21 protein-coding genes, 1 tRNA gene and 1 pseudogene are annotated in these 21,186 nt (G+C 70.4%); 10 read left to right on the top strand and 13 right to left on the bottom strand.

Features of this window, described 5'->3' with window-relative positions; translation table 11 throughout:
- Positions 1–22: 22 nt before the first annotated feature.
- Together ABD437_RS28775 and ABD437_RS28770 are read right to left on the bottom strand one after the other, a co-directional pair.
- Positions 23–337 carry an AzlD domain-containing protein gene (locus ABD437_RS28775; RefSeq protein ID WP_344652066.1) on the bottom strand — a complete coding sequence of 105 codons (315 nt, stop codon included), beginning with the start codon at positions 335–337 and terminating at the stop codon, positions 23–25.
- Entirely contained in the window at positions 334–1,026 is a 693-nt protein-coding gene (locus ABD437_RS28770; protein WP_344652065.1) for an AzlC family ABC transporter permease, read from the bottom strand. The genes ABD437_RS28775 and ABD437_RS28770 overlap by 4 nt, the downstream gene beginning before the upstream one ends.
- Positions 1,027–1,094: 68 nt before the next feature.
- Between ABD437_RS28770 and ABD437_RS28765 the strand changes: the two genes are divergently transcribed.
- Together ABD437_RS28765 and ABD437_RS28760 are read left to right on the top strand one after the other, a co-directional pair.
- Entirely contained in the window at positions 1,095–1,661 is a 567-nt protein-coding gene (locus ABD437_RS28765) for a helix-turn-helix domain-containing protein (protein WP_344652064.1), read from the top strand.
- Positions 1,658–2,395: a sulfite exporter TauE/SafE family protein gene (locus ABD437_RS28760; protein ID WP_344652063.1), complete on the top strand. Its 738-nt coding sequence runs from the start codon at positions 1,658–1,660 to the stop codon at positions 2,393–2,395. Before ABD437_RS28765 ends, ABD437_RS28760 begins: the two co-directional genes overlap by 4 nt.
- Positions 2,396–2,399: 4 nt before the next feature.
- On the opposite strand, the gene ABD437_RS28755 is transcribed toward ABD437_RS28760, so the two are convergent.
- Complete coding sequence (locus ABD437_RS28755; protein ID WP_344652062.1) at positions 2,400–3,119, bottom strand: hypothetical protein; 720 nt, start codon at positions 3,117–3,119, stop codon at positions 2,400–2,402.
- Positions 3,120–3,206: 87 nt separating this feature from the next.
- On the opposite strand from ABD437_RS28755, the gene ABD437_RS28750 reads away from it, so the two are divergent.
- Positions 3,207–4,262 carry a hypothetical protein gene (locus ABD437_RS28750; protein WP_344652061.1) on the top strand — a complete coding sequence of 352 codons (1,056 nt, stop codon included), beginning with the start codon at positions 3,207–3,209 and terminating at the stop codon, positions 4,260–4,262.
- A 9-nt stretch (positions 4,263–4,271) separates the two neighbouring features.
- Here ABD437_RS28750 and ABD437_RS28745 read toward each other — a convergent pair whose 3' ends face one another.
- On the bottom strand, positions 4,272–4,460 hold the full coding sequence (locus tag ABD437_RS28745) for a hypothetical protein (protein ID WP_344652060.1): 189 nt from the start codon (positions 4,458–4,460) through the stop codon (positions 4,272–4,274).
- A gap of 94 nt (positions 4,461–4,554) precedes the next feature.
- Here ABD437_RS28745 and ABD437_RS28740 point away from each other — a divergent pair, with 94 nt between their 5' ends.
- Positions 4,555–7,593: an acetyl-CoA carboxylase family protein gene (locus tag ABD437_RS28740; RefSeq protein ID WP_344652059.1), complete on the top strand. Its 3,039-nt coding sequence runs from the start codon at positions 4,555–4,557 to the stop codon at positions 7,591–7,593.
- Here the strand turns inward: ABD437_RS28740 and ABD437_RS28735 are convergent.
- The 3 genes from ABD437_RS28735 to ABD437_RS28725 all read right to left on the bottom strand — a co-directional run bounded on the left by ABD437_RS28735 (position 7,556) and on the right by ABD437_RS28725 (position 11,291).
- On the bottom strand, positions 7,556–8,509 hold the full coding sequence (locus ABD437_RS28735; protein WP_344652058.1) for a methyltransferase: 954 nt from the start codon (positions 8,507–8,509) through the stop codon (positions 7,556–7,558). The two genes, ABD437_RS28740 and ABD437_RS28735, sit on opposite strands and share 38 nt — an antisense overlap.
- Before the next feature lie 287 nt (positions 8,510–8,796).
- Positions 8,797–9,837 carry a cytochrome P450 gene (locus tag ABD437_RS28730; RefSeq protein WP_344652057.1) on the bottom strand — a complete coding sequence of 347 codons (1,041 nt, stop codon included), beginning with the start codon at positions 9,835–9,837 and terminating at the stop codon, positions 8,797–8,799.
- Between the two features lie 236 nt (positions 9,838–10,073).
- On the bottom strand, positions 10,074–11,291 hold the full coding sequence (locus ABD437_RS28725; RefSeq protein ID WP_344652056.1) for an MFS transporter: 1,218 nt from the start codon (positions 11,289–11,291) through the stop codon (positions 10,074–10,076).
- Positions 11,292–11,673: 382 nt separating this feature from the next.
- Between ABD437_RS28725 and ABD437_RS43105 the strand changes: the two are divergent.
- Both ABD437_RS43105 and ABD437_RS28715 read left to right on the top strand, forming a co-directional pair.
- Positions 11,674–11,838, top strand: a pseudogene (locus ABD437_RS43105) (helix-turn-helix domain-containing protein); the annotation flags it as partial.
- Positions 11,839–11,988: 150 nt separating this feature from the next.
- On the top strand, positions 11,989–12,999 hold the full coding sequence (locus ABD437_RS28715) for an NB-ARC domain-containing protein (protein WP_344652054.1): 1,011 nt from the start codon (positions 11,989–11,991) through the stop codon (positions 12,997–12,999).
- A gap of 101 nt (positions 13,000–13,100) precedes the next feature.
- On the opposite strand, the gene ABD437_RS28710 is transcribed toward ABD437_RS28715, so the two are convergent.
- Positions 13,101–13,177: transfer RNA gene (locus ABD437_RS28710), tRNA-Pro, on the bottom strand.
- A 17-nt stretch (positions 13,178–13,194) separates the two neighbouring features.
- Positions 13,195–14,130 (bottom strand): metallophosphoesterase, encoded by a 936-nt coding sequence (locus ABD437_RS28705; RefSeq protein ID WP_344652053.1) that lies wholly within the window; start codon positions 14,128–14,130, stop codon positions 13,195–13,197.
- 61 nt (positions 14,131–14,191) lie between these two features.
- On the opposite strand from ABD437_RS28705, the gene ABD437_RS28700 reads away from it, so the two are divergent.
- Entirely contained in the window at positions 14,192–14,659 is a 468-nt protein-coding gene (locus ABD437_RS28700; protein WP_344652052.1) for a GatB/YqeY domain-containing protein, read from the top strand.
- 37 nt (positions 14,660–14,696) lie between these two features.
- Here the strand turns inward: ABD437_RS28700 and ABD437_RS28695 are convergent, their stop codons facing one another.
- Positions 14,697–17,105 carry a penicillin-binding protein gene (locus ABD437_RS28695; RefSeq protein WP_344652051.1) on the bottom strand — a complete coding sequence of 803 codons (2,409 nt, stop codon included), beginning with the start codon at positions 17,103–17,105 and terminating at the stop codon, positions 14,697–14,699.
- A 285-nt stretch (positions 17,106–17,390) separates the two neighbouring features.
- Between ABD437_RS28695 and ABD437_RS28690 the strand changes: the two genes are divergently transcribed.
- Positions 17,391–17,681 (top strand): WhiB family transcriptional regulator, encoded by a 291-nt coding sequence (locus ABD437_RS28690; protein ID WP_084699898.1) that lies wholly within the window; start codon positions 17,391–17,393, stop codon positions 17,679–17,681.
- Here the strand turns inward: ABD437_RS28690 and bagB are convergent.
- Both bagB and bagA read right to left on the bottom strand, forming a co-directional pair.
- Positions 17,664–18,776, bottom strand: a complete 1,113-nt coding sequence (gene bagB / locus ABD437_RS28685; RefSeq protein ID WP_344652050.1) for an ArsA family ATPase — start codon at positions 18,774–18,776, stop codon at positions 17,664–17,666. The two genes, ABD437_RS28690 and bagB, sit on opposite strands and share 18 nt — an antisense overlap.
- Complete coding sequence (gene bagA / locus ABD437_RS28680; protein ID WP_344652049.1) at positions 18,773–19,744, bottom strand: ATPase BagA; 972 nt, start codon at positions 19,742–19,744, stop codon at positions 18,773–18,775. Before bagA ends, bagB begins: the two co-directional genes overlap by 4 nt.
- 77 nt (positions 19,745–19,821) lie before the next feature.
- On the opposite strand from bagA, the gene sp36 reads away from it, so the two are divergent.
- Both sp36 and ABD437_RS28670 read left to right on the top strand, forming a co-directional pair.
- Positions 19,822–19,974 carry a Sp36 family protein gene (gene sp36 / locus ABD437_RS28675; RefSeq protein WP_169744978.1) on the top strand — a complete coding sequence of 51 codons (153 nt, stop codon included), beginning with the start codon at positions 19,822–19,824 and terminating at the stop codon, positions 19,972–19,974.
- Complete coding sequence (locus ABD437_RS28670; RefSeq protein ID WP_344652048.1) at positions 19,971–20,429, top strand: RidA family protein; 459 nt, start codon at positions 19,971–19,973, stop codon at positions 20,427–20,429. Before sp36 ends, ABD437_RS28670 begins: the two co-directional genes overlap by 4 nt.
- Before the next feature lies 1 nt (position 20,430).
- Here ABD437_RS28670 and ABD437_RS28665 read toward each other — a convergent pair whose 3' ends face one another.
- A complete protein-coding gene (locus ABD437_RS28665; protein WP_344652047.1) occupies positions 20,431–21,156 on the bottom strand; it encodes a MerR family transcriptional regulator in 726 nt (241 codons plus the stop codon).
- Positions 21,157–21,186: the final 30 nt, after the last annotated feature.

Below are 21,186 nucleotides of genomic sequence, written 5' to 3'. Positions count from 1 at the left end.
GGCGCCCGGGGACGTACGCGTGCTACGGCACGCCGAGGAGTCGCAGCCCCGCGGCCGTCGCGGCGGCGGCGATCACCACCACGACGAACGGTGCCTTCCGCCAGGCCAGAACGCCACCCACGAGGACGCCGGCCGGCCGGGCGACCCCGGCGAACCCGCCGCCCTCCAGCGTGGCCGTCGTCGCGACCAGCGCGACCAGCAACACCACCGTGAGCCGCCCCATCAGCGACTCGATCCGGGGCGAGAGCGTCAGCCGCTCCCGCAGCAGCGGCCCGGCCAGCCGGAACCCGAGCGTTCCGACGCCGAGGACGGCGATCGCCACGAGCAGCCCGGTCATGCCGGTGTCCGTTCGCGCCGGCGGACCAGCTCGACGACCGCGACGCCGACCAGCGCCAACAGCACGGGCGCGCCGGCCGGCAGCACGGGCGTGGTGGCCAGCGCGACGACGACGCCGATCAGCGCGGCCCACCGTGTCCGCGGATCGCTCAGCGACGGCAGCACCAGCGCGAGGAGCACGGCCGGGAACGCCGCGTCCAGCCCGAGCGCGTCGGTGTCGCTGATCGCGGTGCCGGCCAGTCCGCCGAGGACGACGGCGACGTTCCAGCACACGAACAGCGCGCTCCCGGTGGCCCAGTACACCGCGCGGCGACGCCGCGGATCGTCCTCGGCCAGCGTGAACGCCACGGTTTCGTCCGTCATCAGGTGTGAGCCGATCAACCGTCGGAGAAAACCGGCGCGCGCCAACGCGTCGCCGACCGCGAAACCGAACGGGAGATGGCGGGCGTTGACCAGCAGAGCGGCCGCGACCGCGGCCAGCGGATTGCCGCCGGCGGCGACCAGTCCGATGAACAGGAATTGCGCCGCACCGGCGAAGACCACTACCGACAGCAGGATCGGGATCCACAGCGGAAAGCCGGCGCTGACCGCGATCGCCCCGAAGGAGACCCCGACCAACGCGTCGGCGAGGCAGACGAGGGTGATACTCCGGATCACTTCCGGACCGAGTGTTCGGTAGATCGAACGCATAGCAAGCTACGATGAACGCTGGAGCGGCGTTCGTCAAGACGAACGATCAGACCGATGGAGCGAACCCAGTGACCGACAACCCGCGGCGGGGAGCCCCGCTGGACGTCATCGCGGCCTCACTGCGGCGGGAGCGCGCGCGTGCCCGGATGTCGTTGAGCGAGGTCGCGAAACAGGCGGGCATCGCCAAGTCCACGCTGTCCCAGCTCGAGTCCGGGTCGGGCAACCCGAGCGTGGAGACGCTCTGGGCGCTGAGCGTCGCGCTCGACGTGCCGTTCTCCCGACTGGTCGAACCGGCGATCCCGAAAGTGCAGGTCATCCGAGCCGGCGAAGGCCCGACGATCGCCTCCGAGCACGCCGAGTACGTCGCCACGCTGCTGGCGTCCTGCCCGCCGAACGCACGCCGGGACATCTACCTGGTGTCAGCGGAACCGGGGCGGCCGCGTGCATCGGAACCCCACCTGCCGGGAACCATCGAACACGTGGTGATCTGTACCGGCCGGGCGTTGGTGGGGTTGACCGACGATCCCGTCGAACTGGGCCCCGGCGACTACGTGAAGTACCCGGGCGACGTTGCCCACGTCTTCGAGGCGGTGGAGGCGGGGACGCGCGCGGTGCTGCTGTCCGAGAACGTATGACGTTCCTGCTGCTCGTCGTCGCCGGTTTCGGAGCCGGGCTGACCGGCACGATCGCCGGGCTGGCCTCGCTGGCCAGCTACCCGGCGCTGCTCGCCGTCGGTATACCGCCGGTCGCCGCGAACGTCACCAACTCGGTGGCGCTGCTCGCCAACACCGTCGGCGCGGTGTCCGGGTCCCGCCCCGAACTGCGGGGTCACTGGAAGCGCGCACTGGAGCTCGCCGCGGTGAGCCTGCTGGGCGGCATGGTCGGCGGTGCTCTGCTGCTGTGGACACCGTCCGACGCCTTCGAGAAGATCGTGCCGTTCCTCATCGCCGGGGCGTCGGTGGCGATCCTGGTGCGTCGCCCGGGTGAGGCCGCCGAGTTCGAACGCCGGCCGGGGTGGCCGACCCTGCTCTCGATCTTCCTGATCGGCATTTACGGCGGGTACTTCGGGGCGGCCGCGGGGGTGTTGATGCTCGCGGTTCTGCTGGCGATCGGCACCGGCACGCTGGCCAGGGCCGGCGCCTACCGCAACGTGGTGCTCGGCGCGGCGAACGGCGTCGCCGCGATCGGTTTTGCGCTCTTCGGACCGGTGGTGTGGTCGGCGGCGCTGCCGCTGGCGATCGGCTGTCTCGTCGGCGCCCGGATCGGTCCGATCGTGGTGCGGCACTCCCCGTCCGACGCGCTCCGGGTCGTGATCGCGGTGGCCGGCCTCGGTCTGGCGGCCTGGCTCGGGTACGACGCGTTCCGCTGAGCGGCTACTCGTAGAACGCCTCGTCGGCTTCCTGGGCGTCGGGCTTCTCGACGTCGAGCGGCTGCCCCAGCGCACTCAGCGTGGCGTCCATCCGCAGCGTCGGGCTGTCGGTCGGCGTCAGCTCCATCGAGACCCCGACCACCCAGCCCTTCGGGTCGACCGTGACCGTGAACGGTGACACCCGCATCCCGATCGACCACAGGCTCGGTGCGCCGATCGGCAGGAACGGCTCCTTGAAGTTCTCGGTGTCCGGCTGGAACCGGCCGCTGTAGGTGTTCGGGCCGGTCTTGTGCGCGTCGGTGATCGCGTCGGCGAACTGGAGGAGGCCGGTGGCGTCGGCCATCCCGAAGTGCAGCTGGCTGTCGGCCTTGAGGCGCTCCAGGTCGACGTGCACCCAGCTGTCGCCGGGTTCGCGCTGGTAGTAGTCGTCGCCGACGACGATCCGGTCGAGCGTTCCGGTCGACGAGCGGTACAGCCGTTTCGTCACGTCGAACTCGCCGCTGGCGGTCAGGTGCTCGTTCTTGGGCAGGTCGGCGTCGACGGCGAAGTGGTGCGGAACGCGCTGGGTGCGGCGTAACGCGGCGACGAGATCGGCCTCCTCCTGCGTCGGGGAGGGGGACGGCTTGGCGCTCGGGACCGGATCGGGGTCCGTCGGCGAGAAGTTGCACGCGGTGACGAACACGAGCGTGGCGGCTACGAGAGCGCGCGCGAACCCCGTCTTCATGCCTACCCGCCTTAACTGACCACTGTGGCCGGTGAGACGGAGGATAACCGGATCGGACACCGGGTACCGAATCCGTACAGTAGATGAGTGTTCCGCATGGGCGCCGTGGTGCTGACGATGGTCCTCCTCGTGGTGTCCGCGTGCACGGCGCCGGAGCGTGCGGCCGAAGACCTGGGCTGGCGGACGATCGCGCTCCCGGGCGCGTTCCCGCGGACGCTCGCGGTCGACGGGGACCGGGTGCTGGTGGCCGGCGAGAAGGGGCGCTACGAGCCGGCGGCCTGGGTCGTCGACCGCTCGGTGACCGCGCTCGCGCTGCGTCCCCACTCGGGGTACGGACCCACCGCCGACCTGGTGGCGGCGACGCTCTCCGGTGACACCGTGACGTTTGTCGGGCAGCGCGCGGGCGGCGCGCACGGTATACCGCGCTGGACGATCTGGGGCGGCACCGTGTCGGGCGGCGCCGACGACCTTCCGCAGACGTTCGAGACGTTCGGCGGGCCGGACAGCCTGGGGCTGGTGGGGCTGCAGACGGTCGCCGGGGAGCCGCTGCTGCTGGGCAACTGGGCCGACGGGCCGTCGGGCCCGGCGTTCTGGCGTGCGACCGGGGCGCGGTGGGCACGCGCGCCGACCACGCTCACCGGGTTCCTGGCCAGCGGGTTCGGCGTGCTCGGCGGCCGACCGGTGGTGGTCGGGCACTCGACGTCGGGGGGATCGCTGCGCCCGACCGTGTGGTTGGGGTCGACGGACCTCCGCTCGTGGCGGGCCGTGCCGCTCGGGGACGCACCGGTGGCACGCGCGCTCGACCTGTCCTGCGCCGGGGCGGTGTGCCTGGTCGCGGTACGCACGCCGGGTAAGGGCCTCTCGGTGTGGGAGATCGGGGAGACCGCTCGCGAACTACCTGCTCCCGAGATGGCCGGCGGAGCGGAGTGGGCCCAGGTGGTGGCCGGTCCGGACGGTGGACGGGTGGTCGCGTTCGGGTCGGCGGACAGGTCGGTGTTCTGCTACTGGAAGGTCGACGACTGGCGTTACGCGGTGCCGCCGACCGGCGTGGTGCGTGATCTGGCGGCCGTCGGGAACCGGTTCGTGGCGATCGTCGGGGACGGCGAGCAGGAGAGCTCCCCGCGGGAACTCGTCACGACCTGACCGCGGGCGTCAGCGCGCCGGGCGGAACCAGCGGCGGTGATGACGTCGGCGGTTGACACGCACCAGACCGAAGGCCAGCCACCCCACCGATCCCACGATCAGCAGCAGCCAGCAAATGCTCGTGATCAGCTCTCCTGCGCTCACGGAACAGCCGTACCCGTCGGCGATGCCCACCAATCGCACCAGCGCGCGGAACACGTCGTCCTAGAGTGGCGCAGGTGGGCTTACCGAAGGTGTCCGACCGGACGCAGGGCAGGGGAGCCGCCGGAATCGTGCTGCGCCGGAGCGACCGATGAGACTGCTGATCGCCAACCGCGCCGAGATCGCGGTCCGTATCTGCGCGACGGCCGCGGCGCTCGGCGTCGAAACCGTTGCCGTTCATCCCGACGACGACGCGAACTGTGCGCACGTCGCCCGCGCCGACCGGGCCGTTCGCCTGCCGAAGGCCGGCGCCGCGGCGTATCTCGACGTGGACGCGATCGTCGACGCGGCCGTCCGTACCGGCTGCGACGCGCTGCACCCCGGCTACGGCTTCCTGTCCGAGAGCCCGGCGCTGGCCCGGGCGTGCGCCGCGGCCGGGATCACGTTCGTCGGGCCGTCGCCGGAGTCGCTGGAGCTGTTCGGCAACAAGGTCGCGGCCCGGGAACGCGCCCGAGCGCTGGGCATCCCGGTGCTCGCGAGCACGTCCGACCCGGCGGCCGCGCGCGATTTCCTCGCCAGGCACGGCGCCGTGATGGTGAAGGCACGCGCCGGTGGTGGCGGCCGGGGAATGCGCCCGGTGACACGTCCGGAAGATCTGGACGAGACGCTGCGCCGGTGCGCGTCCGAAGCGCGCGCGTCGTTCGGCGACGACGCGGTCTACCTCGAGCAGCTGATGGTCGGGGCCCGGCACATCGAGGTGCAGGTCGTCGGCGACGGGGCGAGCACGGTGGTGCTCGGCGACCGGGACTGTTCGGCGCAGCGGCGACGCCAGAAGCTGGTCGAGATCGCGCCGGCGCCCGCACTGCCCGACACGCTGCGCGACGCCCTCCACGAAGCGGCGGTACGGCTCGTGAGCGACTACCGGGGCCTCGCGACCGTCGAGTTTCTCGTGGCCGGATCGGAGTTCGCGTTCCTCGAGGTCAACCCCCGGATCCAGGTGGAGCACACGGTCACCGAGGAGGTGACGGGCCTGGATCTGGTGGAGCTCTCGCTGCGGGTCGCCCAGGGTGAGCCGTGCCCCGAGCCGGTCCCCAGCCGCGGGTTCGCCGTGCAGGCACGCGTGAACACCGAAGGGGGCGGAACGCTCACCCGCTTCCAGCCGCCGACCGGCCGAGGCGTCCGGGTCGACACGCACGGTTACGTCGGCTGGGAGATCGGGCCGCGGTACGACTCGCTGCTGGCGAAGGTGATCGGCACCGGGCCCACGCTGGAGGCGGCCGTCGCCCGGGTGTCCCGCGCCCTCGCCGAGTTCGACCTCGACGGAGTGCCGGTCAACACGGTGCAGCTGGCGACCGTGCTCGCGCATACCGACGGCACGCTCACTACGACGTTCGTCGACGAGCAGGTACCGGATCCGGCGCCCGTCGCGGCGGCCGGTGCGGTGGTCAGCCCGGTGCTCGGTGTGGTCGTCGCGGTGTCGGTGGGCGAGGGCGACGTGGTGCCCGCGGACGCGGAACTCGTTGTCCTCGAAGCCATGAAGATGGAGCACGTCGTTCGCAGCGGGCGCGCGAGTCGCGTCGAGAACGTGGCCGTGAAAGTCGGCGACACGGTCGCGCTCGGCGCGCCGGTGGTGTTCCTCTCCGACGCGGCTTCCGCTGCGATTCCCGCCGCGGCCGAGACCGCCGATCCCGACCGCATCCGTCCGGACCTGGCCGAGGTCCTCGAACGACAACGGCTCGGTTCCGACGCGGTGCGCGTGGCCGCGGCCGAGCGGCGGCACGCCGGCGGGCGTCGAACCGCACGGGAGAACCTCGCCGACCTGGTGGATGCCGGCAGTTTCGTGGAGTACGGCGCGCTCACGATCGCCGCGCAGCGCCGCCGCCGTGACCTGGCCGACCTGATCGCACGTACCCCCGCCGACGGGCTGATCACCGGCACCGGAACCGTCGACGGCCGACCGGTCGCCGTGATGACCTACGACTACACGGTGCTCGCCGGCACCCAGGGCATCCACAACCACCGGAAGACCGACCGGCTGTTCCAGCTCGTCGCCCGGGAACGGTTGCCGCTGGTGATCTTCGCCGAGGGTGGTGGTGGGCGCCCCGGCGACACCGACACGTCCGCCGTCGCGCAGCTGGACGTGGAGACGTTCCGGCTGCTCGCGTCGCTGCGTGGGGTGGTGCCCACGCTCGCGGTGGTGGCGGGGTACTGCTTTGCCGGCAACGCCGCGCTGGCCGGCAGTTGCGACACGATCATCGCCACCGAGGGAAGCAGCCTCGGCATGGGTGGACCGGCGATGATCGAGGGCGGCGGCCTGGGCGTGGTCGCACCGGGTGACGTCGGCCCGATGGACGTCCAGTGGGCGAACGGTGTCGTCGACTGCCTGGTGCCCGACGAGGCCGCGGCGGTCGCGCACGCGCGTCGGTACCTCTCGTACTTTGCGGCCGCGGCCGAAGGCGCCGCCGGTGACCAGCGCGTGCTGCGCCGCCTGGTGCCGGAGAACCGGCTGCGCGCGTACCGCATCCGCCCCGTGCTCGACGCGCTGTTCGACACCGGCAGCGTGCTGGAGCTGCGTGGCGGGTTCGGCGCCGGTGTCGTCACCGCGCTGGCGCGCCTCGAGGGCCGTGCGGTCGGCGTGCTGGCCAACAACCCCGAGCATCTCGGCGGCGCCATCGACGGCGACGCGTCCGACAAAGCCGCGGCCTTCCTGCAGCTCTGCGAGGCGCACCGGCTGCCGGTGGTGTCGCTCTGCGACACCCCCGGTTTCATGGTCGGCCCCGACGCCGAGCGCACGGCCACCGTCCGCCGGTTCAGCGCCCTGTTCGTCGCCGGGGCGCGGCTCACCGTGCCGCTCGTGACCGTGGTGCTGCGCAAGTGCTACGGCCTGGGCGCGATGGCGATGGCCGGCGGTTCACTGCACGCTCCGGTGCTGACGGTCGCCTGGCCGACGGGCGAGTTCGGCGGCATGGGCCTGGAGGGCGCGGTGCGGCTGGGCTTCCGCGCCGAACTGGACGCGATCGCCGATCCGCCGGCCCGCCGCGCGCGCTTCGACGAGCTGGTGGCCGACTACTACGAGCGGGGGAAGGCGCTGAACGTCGCGACGGTGTTCGAGGTGGACGACGTCATCGACCCGGCCGACACCCGCCGGGTGATCAGCGGCGCGCTGGCCCACTCGCTCCGAGCTCCATGATCGTCCAGTCGGCGGCGCGACGGATCGACCGTGGCGTCAGGCCGACGGATGCCGCCAGCTCACGGGCCTGTTCCAGGGTGCGTTCCTTGCCCCCGTAGTACATCAGCATGCGGAGGTCGGTCTCGGTGTCGGTGTCAGCGCCTTCGTCGGCGGTGAATTCGTCGATCACCAGCACCCGGCCGTGCGCTCCGGCGGCGTCGGCGCAGTGGCCGAGAATGATGCGGACGTCGGCGTCGCTCCAGTCGCTCTGAACGCGCGACAACACGTAACCGCCGGCCCCCGGAGGCAGCGGCTCCAGGAAACTGCCGCTGAGCGCCGTCGCCCGGTCGCTCAGGCCGGCCTCGTCGAGGGCCCGGGTCGCGGGCCCGGCGTCGCGGTCGAGCAGGGTGCCCCGCAGCGTCGGGTGCGCACGCAACAGGCCCACCAGCAGGGTGCCGTTCCCGCCGCCGACGTCGACGACGCGGCCGAGCGCGGCCCAGTCGTAGGCCACCGCGATCTCGTCGACCCGCTTCTTCATGCCGTCGGCCATCACCTGGTCGAACTGGACCGCTGACGAGGGTTCTTCGCCGAGGTCGGCCCAGAAACTCGTGCCGTACCGGGCCGCGTACGCCACCACGTCGCCGCTCCGGACCACGTCCAGGAGGTGCACGAACGACAGTTCGGCCCGGCCCACGACCGTGGTGAGATCGAGGAACTCCGGCCTGCCGTCGTCGATCAGCAGCTGGGTCCCGAGCGATGTCAGGCCGAACCGGCCGTTCTCGTCCCGGGTCAGCACTCCCGCGCCGGCCAGATGCGCCAGCACGCGTTCCAGCACGTCGGTGTCGGAGTTCGTGTCGGCGGCCAGCTCCGCCGCGGTGGCTGCGGTCGCGGAGATCCGCTGCGGAATACGCAGAGTGACCGCAACGCGAATGGCCATCGGAGTGATGAGATCAGATAGCTCGCGAAGAGTGCGCTCTCCGCGATCGCTGGGTACGGCCGCCGACGTCATCGTTTCTCCTCTGCATTTCATCCGGACCGGGAAACGTCGATTCACGGTGCCCGGGTGGGCCCGATGACGAATTACCGCCGCCACCGGACCCGCCCGAGCCCCGCGGCGAAAGTGGCTGTTACCACTTCCACAGTCGGGCCGGCTTGCTGTGGAACACGCGTCGCAGCATTGCCTTCATGGTCGAACACCCCCTTCCGATAGCAATTTCCTCCGCCTTATCGCAGAGGAGAACGGAGGACGGTGAAGGGTCGGGGCACGGCGCCCTCGACCATCACCGGCCGCGGATCGGCCCCGGCGACGGTCAACCGGGCGTCGTCGGTGAGCGCAGTGAGCATTTCGGTCATCAGCGTCAGCGCCACCGAGGAACCCGGACAGGTGTAGGGGCCGGCGCCGAACGGCACGTACGGACCGCGATGACCCGATTCCGCCCATCGATCCGGCCGGAAGACCTCGGCGTCGGCCCAGCGGTCCGGGTCGTGGTGCAGCAGGAACGGGCTGACCGAGAGAACGTCGCCAGGGCTGACGGCCTCCCCGGCGAACTCCGTCGGCCGCTCGATGGTGCGACCGACCATCCAGACCATCGGGCGGTGCCGCATCGCTTCCCGCACGATCCAGCGGGAGGGCCACGGCCACGGGGCGTCCGACCGGTGATCGAGGCCGGCCAGCAGCACCGACCAGGCCAGAGTCGAACTGACCGGCGCGACGATCGAGCGGAACAGCACGAGGAACACCTCGGCGACGGCCCGGTCGTTCAGGTCGGGCGGGCACGCACCGAGGACGGCGTCCAGCACGTCCGCCGGTCGTGTTGCACGCTCGCGACGCCCCGCCTCGTCGGCGACGGCGGCGATCAGCTTCTCGCGCAGCAGCTCCGCTCGCATCCGCTGCCAGACGAACGGCGCCCGGAACACGACCCCGCCGTGCACGGCCCGGTGCAGCAACCGGCGCGCCGGTGCCGGGGTCCCGGGGTGGAGCAGGACGTCGGCCAGGCTGCGGTGGACCAGGTCGGAGGCGGCGGCCGGCCAGCTGCTGGTCGAGGGGAACTCGGCCACGGCCAGGGCCAGCGCGTCCCGGAAGTCGGGCAGGTGCTCCCGTACGACGTCGCGCGCCGCCTGGCCGACGTCGACCTGCGCCGCCCGCGTCGGGAGCAGGTCACCGAAAAAGCCGGACCGACCGGCGTTGAATTCCGGGCCGCGTAACAGTGCGTTGGCCAGCTCCGGATCACTGACGCACCAACCGCCCCAGGGGAACCGGAACATACCTGTTGTCGCGTGGCGTCGAAGGGTCGTGAGGTACTCGAACGGATCGCGCCGCAATTGACTCCGGTATCCGGCACGCACGAATTCAGGCACCATAACCTCCCCCGTTGAGGTCGTGCCGACGCATTCATATTCGCTTGTGGACAGTCCCGATCATTGCACCGCGCGACCGGTTCTTGTCAAGCGTTCTGGCAACGCCGGGTTGATCGGTAGTAACGCTGAGTGGTTGACGAGCGTCAAGCCTCGGATCGCGCTCGAGGTCTTGACGGTGACGTTGTTCGAGGGCTGAACGCCTGCGCGGCCCAGAGCGCGAGCGCACACAGCGTGCTCAGCAACCCGGCGCCGGCGACCACCACGGCCGTGGGCACCACCGTGGCCAGCCCTCCGGCGAGGACGACGCCGATGCCCTGGCCGGCCACCAGACCGGCGGACACCACGCCGAAGGCCTGTGCGCGGTCGGTGTTCGGTGCCGCCCGTACGAACGCGACGTTCGCCGCGAGCTGGTAACCGGACCCGGCCCCGGACAGGGCCCAGAGCAGTCCGCTCACCACCGGTCCGGGATGCAGCGCGCAGAGCACCAGGGGTAGGCCGGCGGCGACCGCGAGCGGTTCCAGTAACCGCAGACGCCGTTCGGCCGGTACCCATCGGCTCAAGACGATCATCGAGACCGCGGTGCCGGTGGCGCTACTGGCGAGCAGCAGTCCGACCGTGCGCGCGCCACCGCCCGAATCCGACGCGTACGGCGCGGCGACACCCAGCGGCACGACCAGGAACGTGGCCAGCCACGCGTAGAACGTGAGCCTGCGCAGCCGTGGATCACCGAACACGAGTCGGACGCCCCGAAGCAGCGAAATCTTCTCGAGGTGAGCATCCCGCGCCGCCGGCCGTTTCCGGACGTATCGCCGCACCAGCGCTGCGGACAGGAGGAACGTGATCGCGTCGAGGAGCAGCGCCTGTCCCGGTGTCGTGGCCGCGGCTACGAGGCCCCCCGCCGCGAAGCCGACGACCTGAGCGAACTGGGCTGTCACCGACCCGATCGCGGTTGCCGACGCATACCCGTCGTCGTCCGGGAACACGTCCCGTACCAGCGCGGACCGCGCGGCCGAGAACGGCACGTCGAGCAGCGTCGCGAGGAAGAGCAACGCGTAGAGCAGTGGCAGCGCCAGTCCCGGCACCGCCATCACCGCGATCAGTGCGGCGCTCGCGAGGTCGCAGCAGAGCAGCACCGCCCGCCGGGGATACCGATCGCCGATCCAGCCGAGCAGCGGGCCACCGATCAACCACGGCAGCAGAGTGACCGCATAGGCGGCGCCCGCAGCCAGCGCCGACCCCGTGACCTGGAACGCGAGGACGGTGAGCGCAACTCGGGCGAATTGGTCACCTGCTCGGGAGAGGATCTGAGCGATCCACAAAGCTCGAAATTCCGCGTCGCGGAACGCTCCGTGCCGGCTCATTGTCACCTTTCGGGTCGGCCGGGCCCGGCCACCAGCCGGGTCGGTGGCCGGACCCGAACCGACCGACTACCCCCGTGGTAGCCGGCTGTGTTTCGTCAGGTCCAAACGATGTCGCGCTTGCGCGTCCACACGACGTCACGCATTCGGCCACCTCCTTCCGTTGCGGCGCAGGCTCATCCGGCGCTGCCACGAGCATCGGTGGTGGCGAGGTCGGGCAACAGGAGGAAGAACGGCGGTTACCCGGCAGTTCACCGGCGAAGAGGCTGTTTTAGTCTCTCGTGGACTAAACAGGAGACTGCCGAAAGAACTTCGCCGTCGGTTTCGTCAAGGAAGCCGCAGCTCAGACGTCTGGGTTTGCCGCCGGTTCGGCGCATGGCCGGGAATGAAATTCAGGCTCGATCTGTCACGGGGGCAGGTGGTGCTGGTGTTCGGTGGTGCTGTGCGCGGCCATCGGTTGCGGATGGGGCTGACTCAGGAGGTGGTCGCTGATCGAGCAGGGCTGAGCGTGCGAAGTCTTCGCGAACTCGAGCGTGGACGGGTCGCTCGCCCGCGTCCCAGTACGGTTGACCGCCTCGCCGACGTCTTCGGGCTGGTCGGTATCGAGCGCGTGCAGTTCCATGCGCGAGCCGCGGCGGTGGCGGGCGTCGGGACGAGCGCATCGGTCTATGCGCCGAAGGACCCTGCTCAGCTCCCGATCGTGGGGCCCGACTTCGCCGGGCGTCAGGACACGGTGCTCCTGCTCGATCGCCTCGCGCTGGGAGCGGCGCGACCTGCCTCACCGGCAGTCGTGCTGCTCTCGGGTGTGGCCGGGACGGGCAAGACCGCGCTGGCGCTGCACTGGGCGCATCGGGTCGCGGATCAATTCGTCGACGGCCATCTCTACGCCGACTTACGCGGATTCCACCCGTCGAAATCGGTGCGGTCCGCCCTGGAAGTGCTCACGAGCTTCCTCGTCGCCCTCGGCTGGCCGCCGCACCTGGTTCCGAACGGACTGGACGCGGTCGCCGCCCTCTACCGCAGTCTCGTCGCCGACCGCCGGCTGTTGATCGTCCTCGACGACGCCCGGGACGCGACGCAGGTGCGGCCTCTGCTGCCGGGCGGATCGCGGTCGGTGGTGCTGGTGACGAGCCGGCTGCAGCTCACCGGCTTGGTGGCCGCGGAGGCGGCTCGGCGTGTGCCGGTCGGGCAGCTCGACGTCGGCGAGGCGCGCGAGCTGCTCAGCCGAAGACTCGGATCGTCCCGGATCGCGGCCGAGCCGGAGGCCGTCGACCGGATCATTGCCCGATGCGGGCGGCTCCCGTTGGCGTTGGCGCTGTTCGCCGCTCGGGCCGCCGCCCATCCGACGTTCTCACTGACCGCGCTGGCCGACGAACTGGACGAGTCGCCGAACCCACTCGACGGGTTGCACAGCGAGGACGCGGCTACCGACCTGCGGACCGCACTCGGGCGCTCGCTCCGGGCTCTCAGCCCGGATGCCGCCAGCCTGTTCGTCCGGCTCGGAACCGCCGATGACGGACACCTGACGGTGCCGGAAATCAGCGATCTGACCGGGCTACCGCGGCGGCGGGTCGGCGAACTGCTGCGTGAGCTCGTGCTCGCCAACCTGCTTTCCGAGCAGGCACCCGGGCGCTTCGCTCTCGACTATCTGCTGCAGGCCTACGCGATCGCGGTCGACGAGGAACGGCTCACCCGAGCCGTCGGCGGGTAGCTCGGACGAACCGACCCGGAGGGCCAGGGTCGAACGACGGTGGAACAGCAGAACGGCCAGTTTCCCGGCGAGGGGAAACTGGCCATCTAGCTGCACCTACGTGGTCGGGGTGGCGGGATTCGAACCCACGGCCTCTTCGTCCCGAACGAAGCGCGCTACCAAGCTGCGCCACACCCCGGCGGCACGGAGCAAATACTAGCTGACTCCGGCAGCGTCTCGCGCACGGGTATCGCGTGCGCCGTGTTCGGGGCGGGGGACCAGGGTGAGCAGGCTCACCTCGGGCGGGCAGGCGAACCGGATCGGGGCGTACGGAGAGGTGCCCATACCAGCGGAAACGTGGATCCAGGTGTCGCCGTTCCAGCGGTGGGCGCCGCGAGCGAGATCACGTTCGATGCCGCAGTTGGTGACCAGCGCCCCGTAGCCGGGGACGCGGAGCTGGCCGCCGTGGGTGTGGCCGGCCAGCACCAGGTCGTAGCCGTCGGCCGCGAACTGGTCGAGCACCCGGGGCTCGGGAGCGTGCACCAGCCCGAGGTGCAAGTCGGCGCCGGGATCCAGCGCGCCGGCGATGGCCGGGTAGTCGTCGAGCTTCAGGTGCGGGTCGTCGACGCCGCCGAGTTCGAGCAACCGGCCGCCCGCTACGACGGTGGCCTTCGCGTTCGTGAGGTCGGCCCAGCCGGCCTCGGCCAGGGCGTCACGCAGGTCCGTCCACGGCAGCGACGGGCCGTGCACCCGCTTGTGGTTGCGCAGGAAGTACTTGAACGGGTTCTTCGGGACCGGGCCGTAGTAGTCGTTCGAGCCGAACACGAACGCCCCGGGGCGGTTCAGCAGCGGCCCGAGCGCGTCCAGCACGGCCGGCACGGCGTCGGCGGAGGACAGGTTGTCGCCGGTGAGCGCGACGAAGTCGGGGTCGAGCGCCTCCAGGCCGCGCACCCACGTCTGCTTGCTGTGCTGACCGGCCAGCATGTGCAGATCGGAGATGTGCAGGATGCGGAGCGGCTCGGCGTCCTGGGGCAGCACCGGTACGTCGTACCGGCGGAGCGTCCAGTGCCGGCGCTCGTAGGCCGACGCGTACAGCAGCGTCGCCGCACCCGCGCCGACGACACCCAGTGACAGACGGGTACCCCACTTCATGTCCGGGAGCGTACCCGCCGACGCCCAAAATCCTTCCCGCCCCGGGAGTAGCGTCGTACTCATGAGCACTGCTGCGGGCGGCTTGAAGAACCGCCTCACGACCGATCTCACGACCGCGATGAAGGCGAAGGACGAAATCGTCACTTCGACCATCCGGATGGCGCTCACCGCCATCCGCAACGAGGAGGTGGCCGGGAAGGCCGCTCGTGAGCTCTCTGAGGACGAAGTGCTCCGGGTGCTTACCCGGGAAGCCAAGAAGCGCGTTGAGGCCGCTGAGGCCTTTGCATCGGGCGGACGGGGCGATCGTGCGGAGCGCGAACGAGCCGAGGGTGAAGTCCTCAACCGGTACCTGCCGGCTCAGCTGAGCGACGAGGAACTCGCCACCGTCGTCGCGGGCGCGCTCGCCGAGGCCGGCGTCGACGACGTCAAGCAGATGGGCAAGGCCATGAAGGCGGTTCAGACCGCGGTGGCCGGGCGCGCCCAGGGCGGCCGGGTGGCCGCCGAGGTGAAGCGCCAACTCTCCGCCTGAGAACGCGAACGGGGCCCCGTCGGGGGCCCCGTTGACGTCAGTTCTGGCACATCGGCAGATCCGGGTTGGCGGCGCAGATCTGGTCGCGTATCCCGTCGCCGGGATCCTGCCCGTCTTCCGGCTTCTCCGGCTCGGGCGCCTGCCCGTTGCTCACCGTGATCGTGACGACGCCGCCCTTGGTGCTGCTGCTGCCGCCCGCCGGGTCGGTGCGAGCGACCCGCCCCTCACCCTGATCGGAGTTCTCCCTGGTGGGGGAGACCCTGACTTCGAAGCCGGCCGAACGGAGCTTGCTCGTCGCGGCATCGACCGAGTCGCCGGTGGTGTACGGCACGGTCACCCGGACGCCGAACGCGAGCTTGTTCGTCGGCGCCACGAAGTTCTTCACCGGCAGCTTTTGGAGTGCGGTGTTCATTGCTTCGCGGGTGGCGTCGATCGGGATCTGCGTGCTCTTCACTTCGTCGTTGTACTTGTCGGGGTTCGCGATGAAGCCCGCCGCGGCGAGGTTCGGCGTGAAGCCGACGAACCAGGCCGCGTTGTTGTCGTCGGTGGTACCGGTCTTGCCGGCCACCGGGCGGTCGATCGTCCGGCTGACGCTGGCCGCGGTCCGGCCGCCGCCCGGGTGCGTGCAGTTGAGGCCGACCATCGAGTTGTCGCCGACCGGGCAGCGGGCCATGTCGGCGGCCGCGTCGGCCACCTGCTGCGGAATCGTCTGCTTGCAGGTCGGGTTGGCGACCTCGGTCAGCTGCTTGCCGTCCTGGTCGGTGATCGACTTGAGCGGCAGCGGCGCGCAGTACTTACCGCGCGCGGCGATCGTCGCGTAGGCCGTCGCCATGTCCAGCGGCGAGACCTGGGCGGTGCCGAGCGTGAACGAACCCCAGGCGGTCGGGTCGGTCTGCGCCGCTTCCTTGTTGTCGATGTCGACGCTGGCCCGGAACTCGACGCCGGCCTTCTCGGCCGCGTCGACCGCCGACTTGACCGAGACCTGCTCCTCCAGCGGGATGAAGTAGGTGTTGGCCGACTCGCCGAACGCGCTCGACATCGTCTGCAGGCCCTTCATCGAGGGCGACGCGTTCTTCGGGCAGTACTTGTTGCCGCCGGTCTTGCACGACCCGGTGTACTGCGACGTGTACCGGTCGGGCGCGTAGATCGAGTGGCTCAGCGGGATGTTCTTCTCCAGCGCCGCCACGGCGGTGAACATCTTGAACGTCGAACCGGCCTGGTAACCCGGCGAGACCTGCGAACCGGACAGCAGCGGGTTCGTCGTGTACGGGTAGGTCTTGCCGCCCGGGTTCTTCTTGATGCCGAACTTGCGGTTGATCGCCATCGCCTTCACCCGGCCGGTGCCCGGCTCGACCATGACGATGCCGGTCGCGAACCGGCTACCGGCCTCCAGCCGCTTGTCGATCTCCTTCTGCGCCCCGTTCTGCATGCGGACGTCGAGCGAGGAGATGATCCGGTACCCGCCCTTGTTGAGGTTCTCCTCGCGCTCGGTGCGGGTCTTGCCGAACGCCGGGTTCGACTTCCACCAGTCGAGGAACCAGCCGCAGAAGAAGCCGAAGTTGGTGTTGCCGTTCTCGCACCGTCCCGACGAAGCCTTCGGCTTGAGACCCAGCGGGGCCTTCTTCGCCGCGTCCGCCTCGGCCTGGGTGACGTACTTCAGCTTCACCATCTGGTTGAGCACGTACTCGCGGCGGTCGAGCGCCGCCTTGGTGCCGTTCTGCTTGTTGACCGGGTTGTACTGGGTCGGGTTCTGCGCCATCCCGGCGATCATCGCGGCCTCGGGCAGCGTCAGCTGCGACGGCGGCTTGCTGAAGTACGCCTGGGACGCGGCGTAGATGCCGTAGCCCTGGTTACCGAAGAAGTTGATGTTCAGGTAGTTCTCCAGGATCTGGTCCTTGGAGAGCTCCTTCTCGAGCGCGATCGCGTAGCGGATCTCACGCAGCTTCCGGCCGGCCGTGTCCTCGGTGGCCAGCTTCTTCTCCGTTTTGTTCTTCGCGCCGTACTTCAGGATCCACCGCACGTACTGCTGGGTCAGCGTCGACGCGCCCTGGGTGGTCTCACCGTTGCTCTGGTTCTTCACGAACGCGCGGACGATGCCTCGGGCGTCCACACCCTGGTGCTCGTAGAAGCGGTTGTCCTCGGCCGCCACGACGGCCTGGCGCATGACCGGCGCGATGTCGGCCAGCTTGACGTTGCGCCGGTTCTCCTCGAAGAACCGGGCGATCTCCGTCTTGCCGTCGCTCGCCAGCAGGGTCGAGATCTGCGGCACCGGCGGGATCTTGAGTTCCGCCGGAAGGTCACTGAACGAATCCGAGGCGGACTTAGCGGTTAATCCGGACACGCCGACTGCGGGGAAAGCCGCAGCGGCGATCACGACGCCGGCGAGGATTCCGCAGAGCACCAGTGAGACGACGTTGGCGACCGTGCGGTCCTGAGGCAACTTCACGGCGCCCAGAGTACGCAGCGTTCTCCAGAATCCTCGGCGGCGTGGTTACTCGTGAGTTGGTGTGACGGGAGGCACTGCCCTTGAGCTGGGTAGCTTCCCCTGTTCGGTGGATGGCCACTGCCCATTAGTGCTGTTAAAAGATCACCCGTATGGCCGCTGCCAACCAACGCTGTCGCTTTCTTACCGTCCTGGGGCAGGCATGCCGGACCGACACGGCGTCGCCCACACGGATATGCGTGCCTGACGAGCCTTGCCGGGACGGCGTGACGCTGAAGGGGGCCGGAGATGACGATGATCGCTGACTGGGCTGGACGTGCGGCCTGTCGTGCCAGCGATCCGGACTCGCTCTTCGTCCAAGGTGCGGCTCAAAACCGCGCCAAGACGGTCTGCATGGGCTGTCCGGTTCGCACCGAATGCCTGGCTGACGCGCTGGACAACCGGGTCGAGTTCGGTGTTTGGGGCGGTATGACCGAGCGCGAGCGTCGTGCGCTCTTACGTCGCCGCCCGGACGTGACTTCGTGGTGGAAGCTGCTCGAGGCCGCGCGCAAGGCGCACGAGCTACAGCCCACCGGCTAGGGCCGCCCCGACTCGACGGAGACCGTCGAGGTCGTGGACGTCCTCGGCCTCGGCGGGAACCTCGACAACCGGGACGTCCGGGTGCGCGGTGGTGAACCCCGCCGCGATCCGCCGTTCCCGCTCCACCAGCCGGGAGAGCCCGGCGTGCATCCGGAGCACCTCGGCCGTGACCGAGTCCCCGAGCTTCTCCGCGGCGGCCAGTGCGTCGGCGGCCGAGAGGTTCGGCACCTCGGTGGCGTGCACGCGGTTGAGCACCAGACCGGCCAGCGGCATTCCTTCGCTGGTGAGCCGGTCGGCGAAGTACGAGGCCTCCCGCACGGCGTCGGGCTCGGGCGCGGCCACCACGACGAACGCCGTGCCCGGCGTCTTCAGCAGGTCGTAGGTGCGCTGGGCGCGCTCACGGAAGCCGCCGAACATCGAGTCGAGCGCGGACACGAACGTCGAGACGTCGTCCAGCAGCTGCGTACCGAGGATCTTCGTGATGACGCGGCTGAACAGCGAGAACGTGCCCGACATCACCTTCAGTACACCGCGCCCGCCGGTCTTGGCCGGCGCCAGCAGCAGCTTGAGCAGCCGCCCGTCGAGGAACCGCGCGAGGTTCTGGGGCGCGTCCAGGAAGTCCAGGGCCGAACGGCTCGGTGGCGTGTCGACGATGATCAGGTCCCACTCGTCGGCGGCGCGGAGCTGGCTCAGCTTCTCCATCGCCATGTACTCCTGCGTGCCGGAGAACGACGACGACATGGCCTGGTAGAACGGGTTCGCGAAGATCTCCTCGGCCCGGGCCGGGTCGGTGTGCGCGAGCACGACCTCGTCGAACGTCCGTTTCATGTCGAGCATCATCGCGTGCAGCTCGCCGCCGTTCTCCCCGGCGCTTTTCACCCGCCGCGGCACGTTGTCGAGCTCCGAGAGCCCCATCGACTGCGCGAGGCGTCGCGCCGGGTCGATCGTCAGCACGACCGTGCGCCGACCGGCCTCGGCGGCGCGGAGCCCCAGCGCGGCCGCGGTCGTGGTCTTGCCGACGCCACCCGACCCGCAGCAGACGATGATGCGGGTCGCGGGATCGGTCAGCAGCGTCTCGACGTCCAGAACCGTCATGGCGCGCGCACCCCCGCTTTTCGCAACACATCGGCCAGCTCGTACAGCCCGTCGGTGTCCATTCCCTCGGGCACGAACGGCAGATCCACCACCGGACGACCCAGTTCAGTCAGTTCGCCCCGCAGACGCTGTTCCAGGCCCGCGCGGCGCACGTGGTCGGCGACCTCGTCGGCGAGGCCCTTCACGGTCGCCCGGTCGGCGGGCAGCCCGGCCGCCGCGAGGCCACGCTTCAGCTCGGCCTGGGTGACCTTCGCGTCGACGAGCGACGTGCCGCGCACCGCGTTGACGAGCACGGCGCCGATCGGCAGACCGATCTCGGCCAGTTCGGTGACCGCGTCGGCGGTCTCCTGCACCGGCATCTCCTCCAGCAGCGTGACGACGTGCACGGCCGTCATCGGCGAGCGGAGCACCGCCATCACGCCGTCGGACTGGGTCTTGATCGGCCCGACCTTCGCCAGCCCGGCGACCTCGGCGTTGACGTTCAGGAACCGCCCGACCCGACCGGTGGGCGGAGCATCCATCACCACCGCGTCGTAGACGCGCCGACCGCGGTCGGCCCGGGTGACGGCCTCCTTGACCTTCCCGGTCAGCAGGACGTCGCGCATGCCCGGCGCGATCGTCGTGGCGAAGTCGATCGCGCCGAGCTTCTTCAACACCCGGCCGGCCCGGCCGAGCTTGTAGAACATCTCCAGGTAGTCCAGGAGTGCTTCCTCGGCGTCGACGGCCAGCGCGCGCACCTCGCCACCCTCGGGTGCCACCGCCACCGGCCGCTCGGCGTAGGGGAGCGGATCCAGGCCGAACATCGGTGCGATGCCCTGCCTGCCCTCCACCTCGACGAGCAAGGTGCGGCGACCACCGGCGGCCAGCGCCAGCGCCAGCGCCGCGGCGACCGTCGTCTTCCCGGTGCCGCCCTTTCCGGTGACTATGTGCAGCCGCGCCTGGGGGAACGCGATCAAGTCCTCGGGCACATTACGAGCGTAACCACGCAACCCAGCAAGTTGCCTGTCGACGCCGGTCGCGAAAGCGTCCCCAGTAGGGTGCGGCCATGACGAAGTGGGAGTACGTAACGGTTCCGCTGCTCGTGCACGCCACGAAGCAGATCCTGGACAACTGGGGTGAAGACGGCTGGGAACTGGTCGCCGTCGTGCCCGGCCCGAACGCCGAACAGCTCGTCGCGTACCTGAAGCGCCCGAAGTGAGCAAGATCGCGGAAAAGCTCGCCGAGTTGGGGCTGACGCTGCCCACCGTGCCGGCTCCGGTGGCCGCGTACGTGCCGGCCGTGCGTACCGGGTCGTACGTCTACACGTCCGGGCAGCTGCCGATCGTCGAGGGCAAGCTCGGCGTCACCGGGCTGGTGGGCGCCGAGGTCTCCGCGGAGACCGGGTACGAACTGGCCCGCGTCGCCGGGCTCAACGCGCTCGCCGCGGTCGCCTCGGTCGTCGACCTGGACGACGTCGTGCGGGTCGTGAAGGCCGTCGGCTTCGTCGCGTCGGCGCCGGGCTTCACCGGTCAGCCGGGCGTCGTCAACGGCGCCAGCGAGCTGTTCGGTGCCGTTTTCGGCGACGCGGGCAAGCACGCGCGCAGCGCGGTCGGGGTGGCGGTGCTGCCGCTGAACGCGCCCGTCGAGGTGGAGCTGATCGTCGAGGTGCGGTGAGTCACGGGGCGTCGGAGGGTATCCCGACGACGCCCCGCACCACGCGGCTGAGCTGCACCTCGAACGTGGCGGTGACCAGCGCCGTCGCCACCGCGGACATGCCGGCGTAGTTCTCGATCCGGCCGTTTCCGGACGGACGCTGCGCGAAGATGCGGTTGAACGAGTCCAGGATCTCCCGGGAGAGGTCGAACGCGGCCCGGGCCACCTGCAACTGCAGGCGGGTGATCTCGGTCGACGGCATACCCATCTCGCGGGCCCGCCGGCCGACCGCGACCAACACCGGGTGCGTGCCGTGCCAGTTGCCGTCGGGACCGCGGGTGACCAGCCCGTACGACTGCAGCGCCTCCCACGCCCCCGGCTGCGCGTGCAGCTCGGCGACGCCCTCGGGCTCCACCTGCAGGTCGGGGTCGGAGTCGTCGGTGAGCGTCGGGAACCGCATCGCGAGGCCCTCGGCGTGCCAGGCCAGCGCGAGCTCAGGGGCGTTGTGCCCGGTCTGCAGCAGGGCACGGATCGCGGCGAGCGAGAAACCGGCCTTCTGTAATCGCTGGATCAGCGCCAGCCGGTCGATGTGCGAGTGGTCGTAGATGCTGCGGCGCCCGACGCGGCGCGGCGGGTGGAGCAGCCGGCGCGACTGGTGGGCTCGAACCAACCGGACCGTCACCCCGCAGTGTTCCGCCAGCTGTTCGACGCTCAGTTCGTCGGGCAGTGTCCGTTTTTGAGCGGGCAACGCGGAGATTGGGGTGGTGTCAGACTCTCC

Source organism: Cryptosporangium japonicum, assembly GCF_039524755.1.
GTDB lineage: Bacteria > Actinomycetota > Actinomycetes > Mycobacteriales > Cryptosporangiaceae > Cryptosporangium > Cryptosporangium japonicum.
The sequence above is the reverse complement of the archived record's forward strand: the minus strand, read 5'-3'. Positions and strand labels throughout refer to the sequence as shown.